Here is a 13246-nt window from a genome sequence, read left to right on the forward strand (position 1 = left end):
TTATTTAAACTTTTCCTCAAAATGCGCCCAGGCACGTTTGTAGTCTTCTACACGGTCTTGTTTGGTAAAAGGTGCGTGATAGATGATTTTTTCGCCTTGGTACAACTCCGATTTGGTAATGATATGCTCGTACGTTTCACCAGCTTGCATATCTTTTATGGCATTCCATTCTGGACGGTCGAGACCTACGCCCACCAAACCTTTACTACAGGTAAACACGATATTTCCTTTGGTATCGTACCAAGTGTCGTCTTCGTTTTGTTGCAATACGGGGAACTGAATATTGTACATTAATATCAATTCTTCCAAGGTCAGGTTTAGAGCCATCGCTGTAATCACATCAATCTCAACCAATGCCAAACGTCGCTCAAAATAATTGCGCAATGGTGTATCCCAAGTCCATGCTTCGGTTAAAGAAGAAAATGGTTTTAAACGCTCATCGTCAATTGACCAGGTTTCCTGCATAAAGGCGTCTTGAAAACTTTCCTTCCAAAGTGGTGAGTAATATTTATTCAAACAATTGAGCTGTAAGGTGCGGACGAATAAGGCAGGTTTGTACTTGTCGGCAATGCCAAGTGGAAGTTGTTCTAAACGAGACTTATTTAAATGGGGAGAAGCAATTGTTTTAATTATAAAGTCTATTGAGATAGAATTTACTAAACCGCTGAATTCAATTAAGTCGGTGATATCCTTAAAAATAACACTTATTACAGTGTTTATATGTCCTGAATATGGTAATAAAATCGCACCATTAACTGTTCTTTCACTTGCGGAGCTAATCATTTCTCTAAAAGCGATTTTATAATAATCTAACCAATTATCATAAGTGCCATCCTCTTTTTGAAACCCGACGATGCTATTTCTATAACCTGCGGTTATATTTTGTGGTACATAATTGGTACGTGCTGTGTAGTTTTCATCAATTTGGGTAAAATCAATAATATCGTAATCTGCTTTTTCTTTAGAAATACTTCGGGGTGTTTTGTACATAGGATTTCCTACAAAAAAATGAGGACCAGAATAGACCATTTCGAAATTTTCTATTTTCGGATATTTGGTTATCCTGGAGATTTTATTTGTACTTATTTCGTTCGTTTCATTCCAGCATGTAGAAATAATTTGCTCTGATGTTTTTAACGACCTTAATGTTAAACCTATCTTTTTAATAATTCCAATAATTTCTTTTGCATGTATGCTCACCAGTTTAGTCCCTTCCCAATTTTTGGTATTTTCAAAAGTTTGAGCTAATATTTTCAAAACATGTTGATCTATCCAAACCTTACGAGATGGGTGCGATTTTACATTCCAAACAAAAGATTGACTGTTCTCGTCTTTTATTTTCAATCCTTCTACCAATTCTGTTGTTTTTCTATGGGTAAAACAACCGTCTATAATAGCAGGATGAAATATATTATTGATAGAGTAAAAGCCAACTTCTCCTTTTTCTCCAGCATAAATATGAATACCGTATTTCTCACGATGCGCAACTTCTGCAAAAAGATTAAACGCATTTTGAAACTGAAAATGATATTTTAAACGTTGGTAAATTTCTTTGCGCAAAGCATATCCATCTGGATCATCATATACACCCTCAGGGTGAATTAAACCTAAATATCCTACCTCGTTAATCCAATGCAAACCATTTTCTAGCACACATTTGTACAAATTATTTCTTTGTCCCACCAGTAAAGGATAATTTTGAACAGCGCCTAAGAATTCTTTGGTCGTGTGAGCTTCAAAACTCTCATTAAGATATATTTCAGCCAAAGCTGCATTTTCGTCTAAATGTTTTTCTGCAAAAGTTTTCACTTTCGGGGCACTAAAATTCTTTACAAAAACCTCGGGATAATATTCCGAAACGACTCCTGTTTCATCAAAACTTACGCTAATCCAGGGCGGATTTCCTACGGCAATATCAAAACCGTTTTGCTCTCTAAACACCTCAATAAATTCCAGTTCGTAATGGAAAAATTTATATTGCTCGGCATAGTGCTGCACCAAATCTGCACGCTCGTTGGTAAACAATGAAGTAGTCGATTGCTTTAGTGCATTCGCCAATTCTTTTTCTAATTGCTTTTTGTCTTTTCGGTAATCGCGTACGGTTTCGTTTTCTGGCTGTTGACCAAGAGAGGCCGCCGCCAAATCAATATTGAGCAATTGTTCCAAATCATCGTACCATTCCGCACGTGTAGGCAAATGTTCCGCATCACGTACATCCCAAAACCACAAACTGCACCAGTAGTCCATCAACTGTTTTAGCTTGTAATAAGGCGCATTGGGTTTTAGGCGTTCTTGAGCAAAAGTTTGCTTTTGCTCAAACGAATAGGATTGAAAATCCAACTGCATCACTGTATTTGGATTACCAAAATACTGTGGATTGTTTTCGGTAATCAGGCTGATATTTTTTTGGATGTCATAATGCGCCAAAAGTAAGGTATCAACCGCTTTGGCGATCCGCTGTACCCGAATAAATTCATCATTTCGCAAAGGCTTACAAAAATCTCTTCGCCATTCATTAATGCGTGCCGCTCTTTCCGGAAAAGCCTCTTTCAATAATTTGATGCCTCCTGACGAAGCCATGCCAGCATCGGGCAATAAGAAATGATAAATTTCGTCTTCTCGACGTAAAATGCCTTTTTTGCCAAATTTCAAATGTTTGGGTGCTTGCGTCCACCATTCTTTTTTTACAAATTTATTGCCTACTTTACCAATTGGTTCAAACGAAAAATCTTTGTGTTTGAAGACTTTTAACCAAGAACCCACTACGGCATTTCCTACACCAAGACGGTAACCAAAGAAAGGAGTTTGCATTTCTTTGTGGATCACATTAAGCCATAAAGACAGTTTTCCTAATTCGATCGCCGTAGGATTTAAATCGACGCCATACACATTGTTTAAAGCGATGTAAGCTTTAATTTTCTGAAGTTCTTCCTGATATTTGTTCGGATCAACCTGCTGTTTTTTTTCCTGTTGGCGATAGGTCAAATATGCCTGCGCCAATTGATTAATGACTTCATTATGGAAAGCAGCAGCACCCATTGCAGGCTCTAATATTTTGAGTTGCAACAAATCCAAAGCTTGAATTTCGCCTTTGTCCAAACGTTCCAAAATGGGTTTCAAGGTGTATTTTACCGTAGTTTGAGTCAAAACTTCCGGCGTAAAATAGGAAGCCGACTTTTGACGATCGCGCCCACTGAGTCGATAGATAAAAGTACCTTTTGGAATTACTTTTAGCTCTTGATCACCATCTGCTTTTTCGGTATAATAAACTTCCTTCGGATCAAAATCATCCAAACGATGGCGTGGAACTAAATACGAACCATCGATACTGACTACTTTTTCAGAAGATTCATTGCTTTTACGTTTGCGATGTACTTCGATATAATCGGTTTCTGCCAGAAAACCACGAAAAGCCAACAAGCTTTCATAAACCGAACCCAATTGGTTAATGCCTAAATTGGCATAAGAGATACGACCTCTACTTTTTTTATTTTGTTTTTTAGATAACGATAATTCGCAAATAACATCTTGCCAGACTTGATTTCGAATTTTTACTCGGTTTAGATAATGCAACAGGCTATTATCAAACATCGGCGAATCAAGGTGTCGGATTTTGAAACTTTTGTTTGAACCTTCATTTTCATGATAGCCTTTATTCAGCAAATCAAACAATTGAAACAATGATTGATGGAAGAAATATCCGTTCAAACTGGATTCGGTGATTAAAGGTACTTGCTCCAAATCGCGCAACATTTCTAAAGAATAGCCACGCTCATAGACTTCATCATTTGAAGGTAGAATATCCAAATCTTCTCTGGACTCGGCATAGAACAGAAATAAAAGTCGATACACCATATTCAGGCAATCGTCTTTCAGTTTAGACGCATCAATATCCGCAGGTTGTACACCTTGCAGTTCCAAATCTCTTACCGCTTCGTTCGCCAAACTTTCTACCGCATGGATAACGCCTTCTTTCAAATCTTTGGTTACCTCATAAGCAGCTTTATGCGAATCTTCGTCCAACTGATCCATCAAGACCATTTCGGCAGTTGGTGCCAATAAATCTTTGCCCAACAAGAGATAAAAAATGCTGTAATAATCTTTGGTAATCGCCACATCATCAAATAAAGCTTCCAGATCCAATTGCAAATAAGAACCACGGAACCATTTTTCTGCTTCCAATAAAAAATATTGGTTACCGGCACAAAGCAAAACATAGTGCGGTCGGCGTTTTTCGGGCAATAAAAACAATTCGTTTACTGCCTGATTGATAATCATGGGCGAAATACTTACTTCTTCACTTACCGAAAAAATATCGGCCCACTGTGAGCGGTGGTATTTCTGTTCTTTGGTGGTTTTTTCATCGCCATCATGAAGACTGGTGTAACTCTGTTCAAAAAGTCCATCAGGTTCTTCCTCATCTTTGGTTTTGATCATGGCGTGCATTTCCATCACCATCAAATGTGGACGATCGCCGCGATACAAAATGTGACGAATAGGTAAAACCGATTTATCGTTGATAGGAAACAACTCATGATATTGTGTGTTTTCAGCATCATAACCTAATGCACGCAATACTTTGCTATGAAAATCGTGCGAAAGATTAATTTTATCTTTTACACGTAAATGATTTTCTATAAAGCGTTGTTTTAGTTTAAAATATTCAGGTTTTAACTGATTGATTTTTTTGTTGATATCTTTAGTAGCATCTGTGCTATAACCCGACTTTTCGATTACTTTTTTTCCAAAGTTTTCATCGAAATAATTAGATGCAAAGAAATCGCCAATATTATGCAGAAAATGAATCATTTTTTAATCGTCTATTTATTATAAAACACTGCTACTATCTTCAAATACGGATTGCCATTAAGGCTGGTTAAGTCTTTGAAATATTGACTTGAACTGTTAAGAATCGTCTCCATTTCATATTCTTTGTCTTGCATTCTTTTCTTAACAAAACCAGTGATGTTTTTATCAGCAAATTCCAGTTCCATTTGTTGTTGTTTACTTTGGTGCCAGTTTTTTAATTTTTCTTCATATACAGCGAGTTTCTTCTCCATTTCAAATTGCAATTTTTGCTGTTCCTGATCCATGTGAAGTTTGTGCGCAAAATCAATGGTATCGGATAAGATTTCTTGTAACTGTTCAATATCTTCGGTTGGGATTTCTAAAGTGTATAGATCTTCTTTCAGATTATACTGTTCCATAAAATCATTAAAGGCAAAAGGTTTCCCTTTCAAGCCACCTTGAATATGCATCGGCACCACAAAAAAATCAGACAAAATGGATTGCCCTAAATTATTGGCAACAATACCTTGAATCAGGAAAAAGGCTGTATCCGTAGGCAATCTGTCTAATTTCATAACCAAGGCAACGTCTTTATCAACCGAGGCTTCCAATTGCGTCATGAGATAGCGGATAACAGGATGCAGCTCATATAACACCTGAAATTTTGCCCATTCACCTTTTTTCTTTCGGGCATCGGTAATGGATTTTTGTACATCATCCTTATCTAAAGAAAGTTGATATACATCGCCCATCTTTGCAGGTTTTGCTTCGGATGGCAGATCAAACAAAATACGGTTCAGTTCTTTGCTTTGTTTCACTTCTAAAATATTACCTTCAAACTGCGCTTCGTCATTTTTTAAATACTGATCGGTTTTCAATTGTTCGATCAAGGCTTGATAATAAGCTTTATCATTTTGGAACAAGGAAACATCCGTTGCAATGGGTTTGTTTATTTTTAATTTAGGCGTAGCATCGTCGAATAAAGCATCGAAAAGATCATCGTCCAATTCATCATTACTCGAATGTTCCAATAAATCGACATTGTTGGACGCTAATGCTTTGGTCACCAAATCTTCCTCGGCACTTGCTTCATACAATTTGTACACTGAAGCGGCATCTCCCAAAGATTCATATACTGTTTCTTCTTTTTCTTTCAGTTTGTTCACGATGTGTAAATCGTCCTTCAAACCTTCCAAATCTGACGTGGCAATCATATAATGAATGTAAGGCGTTTTGGTCTGGCCATAACGATCGATACGTCCATTTCTTTGCTCTAGCGTAATCAAAGACCACGGAATATCGTAGTTGAACATGTGATTACAATAATAATGAAGGTTGACACCTTGCGCGCCCGCATCGGAAGTCAATAAAACACGGTAATCTGAATCTTCTTTTCCAAAATCTTCGATAATACGTTGCTGTTCCATATCGGTCAACGAACCATGAAAATCAGCAATTACTTTGTCATCTAAATCGAAATCTTGTTGCAGTTTTCTCTTTAGTGCCTTCAAGGTTTCAATACGCTCAGCAAATACTACGATACGAAAATCTTTCTTTCGTCCATTCCATTTCAGGCGAATCAATTCGTTTCTGAAAGCAGTGTATTTAGCATCTTGACGCAAATCGATGATGGTCAATAGCTGTTGCTCTAAATTTTCTAAAGTTGCTAAGTTTTGTTCTACGACATCTTCACGATCGGTGGTGTCTTCCAGCTTTTTTATCCTGTTTTGGATCGAACTTAAAGCAGCTTCGGGTGAAGACATATACGATTTGAACAAACCAATAGCAAACAATAAATCACGTTTGGTTTTATGTTTTGACTTTCTTCCAAACAAATCTTCCGTAACATCTTCGTCGTTTAATCCTGCTAAAGCTGTGAATTTTATCTTTTGTTGTATTTCAAGAAACGTATCCTCTGCATCCATTAATGGGGCGTGAATGGAAATGACCTTTCTTTCTTGAAAATTAGAACGGACATTTTCATCATCAATATCATTTTTAAACCGGCGCACATAATAGGGCAAAATATCTTCTTGGCTATAATGTTGCTCATCCTTAATTGCCAAGGGTTCAATCATATTGATGAGGTTGGCAAAATTTTGCTTTTTACCATTATGAGGTGTAGCCGAAGTGAGTACCAAAGATTCGCACTTGGTACTTAATAATTGAGCCAGGCTTCCTCTTAGGGAATTAGAATTAGACACAGTATGGCATTCATCGATTACGATGATGTCCCACTTCGTTTTTTCGATATAGTGCTGAAACTTTGCATTGTTTTTCAGCGTATCAATGGAAACAATAGTCTTATCATAATAGTCGAAAGGATTTTTATTAGCAGGCAATTCCGATTTAATTTTCGAAATTCCTTCCGAATCTAAACGAACCAAAGGAATAGCAAAACGATTCCAAATCTCTTGTTGAAATTGAGAAAGAATAGATTTTAAAGCTAAAACCATAATTCGTTTGCCTTTTCCACGCTTAATCATTTCGGCTAAGAAGATACCAACTTCAACAGTTTTACCCAATCCTACACCATCTGCAATCAATATTCGTGGTCTGGGGAGTTCAAAAGCTTTTAAAGTAGGTTCCAACTGATATTCAGCTAAATTGAAAGCAGCTTTTTGAGCCACGGTAATTTGTTTGCTATAAATAGAGGAATTCCGAATCTGATTTTCGACAAATAACTTAGTTTTACGATAACCATAATCTACGTCGGCTACAAATTGTGTTTTCTTCGGATCTAAAACTCGGATGGATGTATCAATGTTCGTGTCAAAAATATAGCGTTTACTTTTGACCAATTCAGAGATTCCTTCAACTTTTAAAATCCATTTACCATTATTTTCAACAGCATCGTTGATGATAAAATCTTCGTCACGATTGGTTATACGTTGTCCAGGCGTAAAATTTATATTCATATTTATAGCTTACTTAGTTGAGTTAATCAATTCTTTCACATCCACATCTAATTGCTTTGCAATCTCCAAAAAAGTCTCCATCGAGGGTTGTACTTCATTAGTTACCCAACGCGAAACCGTTACTTCACTTTTGCCAAGTTGTAAAGCAAGCCACTTATTTGTCTTATCGGTTTCAGCTAATACTATTTTTAAGCGATTAATTTTCATTTTGTGTTTATTGATTAACATCTGATGTTAAAAATAATACTAATCTGGAGAATAAAAAAGGCAAAAGTGATATAGTTCTGTTCTATTACTATTTGGAGAGTAAAAAAGAGCTTGATTTCATATCCGCGAGTTTAAAGACTACTGTAATTTAATTTATTTATATTCTCGTTTTAGAAAAGCAAATAAGGCTCCCAGTGAATATAGCAAGGAAAGAAAGAATGCAAAACCTAGATAAATTATAAATATTCTTAAAGCTGTGGCTACTAGGGTATTAAGTGCAAGTAGGCTTGATTGAAAGTCAATCTGTTGAGTTGAGTCAACGAATTTAAGCGAATATGCGTCTAGAGACATGTAATCAGGAAATACCAGTATCAATAACATTAGAGCTATCAATATTGTTGATACTAGAAGGTTTTTTCCTGTTATAAAAGTAAATTGACGGATAAAATTTTTAATTTTTTTATCCTCTATTTCTTGTGATTGCGTTGCCTTTTCGCTAAGCTTTGGTATTGCTAGAAATCTGCCATAAATAGTAATTATTAGCGAGGAGAATAGGCCAATAAATATTGATAACGCAGCAATAGCATAACCAACTGCATCTTTATCGATTCCTTTTTTGAGAAAAAGACAAATCAATATAGTTGGTATTAAAAGTATCGATCTTTTGATCCAAGAGTAATTTCTAATTTGCTTATCTGTTGCTGGTGAATTTTGGTCTAGTAAGTCGCTAAACTCCCACTTACGTCCTTCTTTCAAAAGTACTCTTAAATAATTTGTTATTTTAAGATAGCTCATTGTTTTCAGGATAGACTTCTACTTTTATTTCTTCAAGTAAGTTTTGACAATAATCATGCAAACTTTTCCAATCTGGTGTTTCATCATCTTGGAGCTTGATTCTGTCTTTTAAATATATAGTAGGTTTAATATTAATGTCACTGTCCAGCTCAAATGAGCTCTGGTGGCTACCATTATACAATACTCCTATCTGCCTATTAAAATCTTCTAAAGATAATGGATTATCCCTTTTACCAAATGCGAGTTCGCGAACTGTATTCACAAGAGCATTCAGTTTGGAAATTTTTTTCCCTCCATTTTTGGCTCTAACTGAAATATTAATAGAAAATTCTTCGGTTGAGATCCCATCCTCAGTTTCGATATCTGATATTAAGATATCTTTTGTAAACTTCAATTCCTTTACTGCGCTTGATTCTTTAAATTCTTCTTGAAGTTTGGTTGGACAATAAGTATCTATAGTCGGCTTGAAATAGCCTTTACCACTCAGATTATCTTTTAACCAATTTAAAAAAACGTCATTGATTTGATCGTCTGTATAGCTTTGGATCATCAATATACCTTTATTACTCTTAAATGGAGTATACAAAAGAAAATAGAAGGTATCCATCACTATATCTGTTTGGGCAACTTTGGTATATTTCTTTTTCGGATTGTTCGTATATCCAATTGATCTGTTTTGACCATATCGTCCTCCTTTTATGGTACCATGAATAATTTGCTTCGTGGATGCTATTTTGATCGACTTTTCGATAGGGTTTGTTGACTCATCTATTCTTAAGCCCTTTTTGTTTGTGTTATTTAATACAAAGTTGGTATCTATGGACTTGATAAGTGTCTGCAAAAGTTCTTTAAATCCCTCAGCATAAGTAAGAGATTCATCATTGGTTGAGAAATTATCAATTAAGAAATTTCCGAAAGACGGATGTTCCGTTGTTGGAAATGGTTTTGTATAAATTTTATATACTTCTAATTTAGGTTCGTGTGCCATTAATACTTGGTTTGATCAGTAAATTTCTATTGTAATGAGTGGGGTATAGCAGTTGGTTGATAATTTTGCTATGTATTTTTATTTTGGATTTCTGTTCTTATCTCATTCAAAGCATCAGGAATTTTGCGAAGTTGCTTTAAAGTCTCCGATAATTCTGTTTGATAGAGCATCGTCTTTTTGTATCCTATTAATGAAATGGTGAATTTCTCTTTTCTATAATATTTTCCGTTCCTATCTAGAGAATAATTTATAATACCAGAATATGTCAAATCTCTTTTTTTAGCGTAGAAATCGACTGTGTTATCTATAAAGAAATTAAGTGTTTGATTTTTATTAAGAACAGGTATCCGATTTTGCTGACCCGTCAAAATATTGAAAGGTGAATCATCTCTTTGAATTAATATAATATCCCAGTCTATAGAAACATTGAACGCGGGACTGTTTCCATAGTTTGAGAGTATCAATTGTAAGATTCTGGGCCTGCTTTTTATATCAAAATTAATGACTAGTTGGGGATTATTTAGGGCTTCCTGTCTTTGAAAGACTTCAAATGCAATCCAAAAGGAGGCTAGAGCAATAATGGTAGATATGGCAGCTACTAATGTTGCTATATCATTTTTTTTGAAATTAATATAGCAAAGTATACATCCTATAATTGTAAAAGCAATAATAATAAGTCTTCCAGTTATTTTCATTATAGCGCAAAAAGTATTTATAGATATTAAAACAATACTAGCTTTAATCTATAGCATAATAATTTTTATATACAGTATTTCTTTCACTAACCAATCTTCAACTCCTCATTTTCCTTAATTGTCACTCCATTTTTGTCTTTCCATGCCGTACGTCCATTAACGGAATAACCTACTATTACAGCGCCAGCTGTTGAGGGACTTGAAAATTCGTAATTCTCGTTGAATATATTTTTTCCATCCTTGAGAATCACAATTCCTTTCTCTATTAAAGTACTCCTAAGATTCCCATAAGTACCAGATAATGCTTTATACTGTTTCTTGCTCATTTCACTTCCTTTTAGGACTTCAATTCCATTTGAAGTTAAAACAGCTTTAGCTGTTACACCGCTCATTGATAAAGAATATTCTACTGATGGTAAATGAGATTTTTTATCAAGTCGATCATTGTGCGTTAATACAGAATAGCCTAAGGTTGGTAATACGATCTGCATATTATCAAAATAAGTATCCATTTCGTCCCTTACCATTATTGGGAGATTAACGGTTGTGCCATTGGTCTTATTAGTTAGACGATATTCGCTTGACTTGCTAATTTTTGATATGGTTTTTTGTTCTAAGTACTTTGTGTGCGAAACTGTGAGATTTTCGTCTTTTGAGCAGAAACATATAATAAGCTCAAAGGATTGATCTGTATTTCTAAAATGTTGACCAATTCTATCTCCTAATGAATTTGCTTCTCCCACGTACACCAGTTTATCATCTGGGTTTTCATCGTTTTGACCGAAAAGGAAGTAGATACCAGGCTTCTTTAGTTCCGGTAGCTCTTTAGCCTCTAAAAATAGGTTTCTAGGTATTTTGATTGCTTGGCCAGTCCAATTGGACATGTATGAAAAAATTATCCCCTCGGGATTTCCAGAAGCTAAATAGTTGGTTACCGTAATTCCTCTAATGCTCATTCTTAGATTATTCTATGACGTATGTCCAAAAAACTTTTCAAACAATTCTCCTTGCTTTTTCCCAACAGCTTTTTCAATCAATAGGAGTTCATAAGCTTCGAGAGCAGCTTTTCTATAATAAAGATCTTTTAATCTGTTTTCCTCGATTCCTGTCTTGATCGCTATTTCCTCAATGGAATTTATTATGGTTTCAAATTGATCCATAAAACTTCCAAAATCATTACGAGCCTTAGGAGAATATTTTTTCAGTTTTAAATCCAGATCAGGATAAATGACTTTTGTCGCTTTGGGACAAAAATCACCGAACGCTTTATATATTTTGTAAAATACTTCAGCAGTTAAACGCTCCACGTGTCCATTTTTGAGTTTACTTATTTGACCTTTTGACAAGCCTGTTTTCTCTACAAGATTTTTATCTTCCCAACCTAATTTCTGTAGTTTTTCCTTTATATAATTGTCGATTTTATGATTCATTTATTAGTTTCTTTGATTAATTATTTTGTAATAAGGAAACTGTTTGTTATATTTGTATTCAATAGTTAAACAATATTTACGCGATCGATTTCGCGGCTAATTATATTACGAGACTCGAAGCTTGACTAACGACCACCTTCGGGACGGTAAGAACTGCCCTTTCACAGGAAAATGTTATATTTGCATTCTTCCTTAAGGGAGGGGCATGCCTTACTGGAAACCTTTTAGTGGTGGTCGTTCAAGCACTAGGAGTTAGTACAGTAAGGCTTTGCTTTTTTTGTACACCTAGTGTTGATGTCTCATTAATAATAGAAAACCAAATTATGAGAACGACACCAGTTAAAATTCTAACTCACCAGTACCAGATCAAGGATCGACTTACTCGGTATTCCGGTAAACAGCATTTCAAAAATTTAATCCGAGCGCCGGATTAGATGCAATTTCAATATACAGTACGTAAGAGGGCAAGAGTCAAAAAAAATGGTTCGTTATTCTTATCCAAAAGAATAGCGATACTTCCCTTAAGCGTGTCTGCCACCGACCCATTACTTCAATATTTAAATAGAGAATAAAAGGCAAGAAGATGGCTGGTACTAAATAATTGTTTTGCAGCTTAAATTTAGGCAAACTTTTTATTGCTGGCAACTTTCTATCCAAAATATTGTCGTAACACAACAAAAGGGTCGGTTCTTCCTATTTTCAAGTGGATGTCCGTGACGAACCATAATATAATAACCATTGACGAAAAGAGTAAAACGGCATTCTGAGGTTTAGTTAATTAAATTTTTTAACAGTGTAGGCTGTGTTGAGACTTTGGACTCGATAGGGATTGCTTTTTCCTATTTTTTCAAAGAATCCATGCAGATATACGCCCTCAAAAGCCAAAAAAATGAAAGAGCTTTTAAAGAAATTGGTCGCCTTTGACCTGGCGATGTATGAAATCCATCATCTGGACTATGACCCTGTAAACTGTATCAAAGATTTTTGGACTAGGTATGACATGGACAGTTGTCGCAATCATATAGTCGAATTGATGACTATTTATTTTGATCGAGAAAGGGGAGTTAATCCTACGATCAGTACAACGGATGTACAAAACTTCTCCGTCGCATTATTTCGCATGGTAATGGCTTATTTTCTGATTCATTACAAAAAGATCAATCTGACAGAGGTAGAAATTTCATTTCTCCGAAGCAACAGATTCATCGCTTGCGAACTAGAGAGTAGCAAGCAGGTCTACGATTTTTTTTATCAGCTTTCTCAAAACCACTAACAAACTAAATGATGAATACCCTAAAATTGATAGCCTTTTTAAGGCTCTTTATAACCTATATATTTCAAGTACGTGTTAAGCACTACTTAAGCACAAAACTTGCGCAAATCAAGCGGATGTTAAGGCTATTTTCTTCGGTCTTTTATGCTATT

9 protein-coding genes are annotated in these 13246 nt (G+C 35.4%); 1 reads left to right on the forward strand and 8 read right to left on the reverse strand.

The window, feature by feature from the left end; genetic code table 11:
* The 8 genes from AB1Z56_RS00335 to AB1Z56_RS00370 form a co-directional block, all read right to left on the reverse strand.
* Nucleotides 1-4809, reverse strand: a complete 4809-nt coding sequence (locus AB1Z56_RS00335) for an Eco57I restriction-modification methylase domain-containing protein (RefSeq protein ID WP_426790706.1) — start codon at nucleotides 4807-4809, stop codon at nucleotides 1-3.
* A gap of 11 nt (nucleotides 4810-4820) precedes the next feature.
* Nucleotides 4821-7706, reverse strand: a complete 2886-nt coding sequence (locus AB1Z56_RS00340) for a helicase-related protein (protein WP_426790707.1) — start codon at nucleotides 7704-7706, stop codon at nucleotides 4821-4823.
* 9 nt (nucleotides 7707-7715) lie between these two features.
* A complete protein-coding gene (locus AB1Z56_RS00345; RefSeq protein WP_426790708.1) occupies nucleotides 7716-7913 on the reverse strand; it encodes a helix-turn-helix transcriptional regulator in 198 nt (65 codons plus the stop codon).
* A gap of 153 nt (nucleotides 7914-8066) precedes the next feature.
* Nucleotides 8067-8708 (reverse strand): hypothetical protein, encoded by a 642-nt coding sequence (locus AB1Z56_RS00350; protein ID WP_426790709.1) that lies wholly within the window; start codon nucleotides 8706-8708, stop codon nucleotides 8067-8069.
* The gene (locus AB1Z56_RS00355) at nucleotides 8695-9696 is read right to left on the reverse strand and encodes a hypothetical protein (RefSeq protein WP_426790710.1); all 1002 of its coding nucleotides are present in this window, start codon (nucleotides 9694-9696) and stop codon (nucleotides 8695-8697) included. Before AB1Z56_RS00355 ends, AB1Z56_RS00350 begins: the two co-directional genes overlap by 14 nt.
* Before the next feature lie 68 nt (nucleotides 9697-9764).
* Nucleotides 9765-10391 carry a hypothetical protein gene (locus AB1Z56_RS00360; RefSeq protein ID WP_426790711.1) on the reverse strand — a complete coding sequence of 209 codons (627 nt, stop codon included), beginning with the start codon at nucleotides 10389-10391 and terminating at the stop codon, nucleotides 9765-9767.
* An 86-nt stretch (nucleotides 10392-10477) separates the two neighbouring features.
* Nucleotides 10478-11347: a GIY-YIG nuclease family protein gene (locus tag AB1Z56_RS00365; RefSeq protein WP_426790712.1), complete on the reverse strand. Its 870-nt coding sequence runs from the start codon at nucleotides 11345-11347 to the stop codon at nucleotides 10478-10480.
* Between the two features lie 12 nt (nucleotides 11348-11359).
* Entirely contained in the window at nucleotides 11360-11821 is a 462-nt protein-coding gene (locus tag AB1Z56_RS00370; RefSeq protein ID WP_426790713.1) for a helix-turn-helix domain-containing protein, read from the reverse strand.
* Between the two features lie 889 nt (nucleotides 11822-12710).
* Here AB1Z56_RS00370 and AB1Z56_RS00375 point away from each other — a divergent pair.
* Complete coding sequence (locus tag AB1Z56_RS00375) at nucleotides 12711-13094, forward strand: hypothetical protein (protein WP_426790714.1); 384 nt, start codon at nucleotides 12711-12713, stop codon at nucleotides 13092-13094.
* Nucleotides 13095-13246: the final 152 nt, after the last annotated feature.

Source organism: Sphingobacterium sp. WOUb80, from assembly GCF_050058145.1.
Taxonomy (GTDB): Bacteria; Bacteroidota; Bacteroidia; order Sphingobacteriales; family Sphingobacteriaceae; genus Sphingobacterium.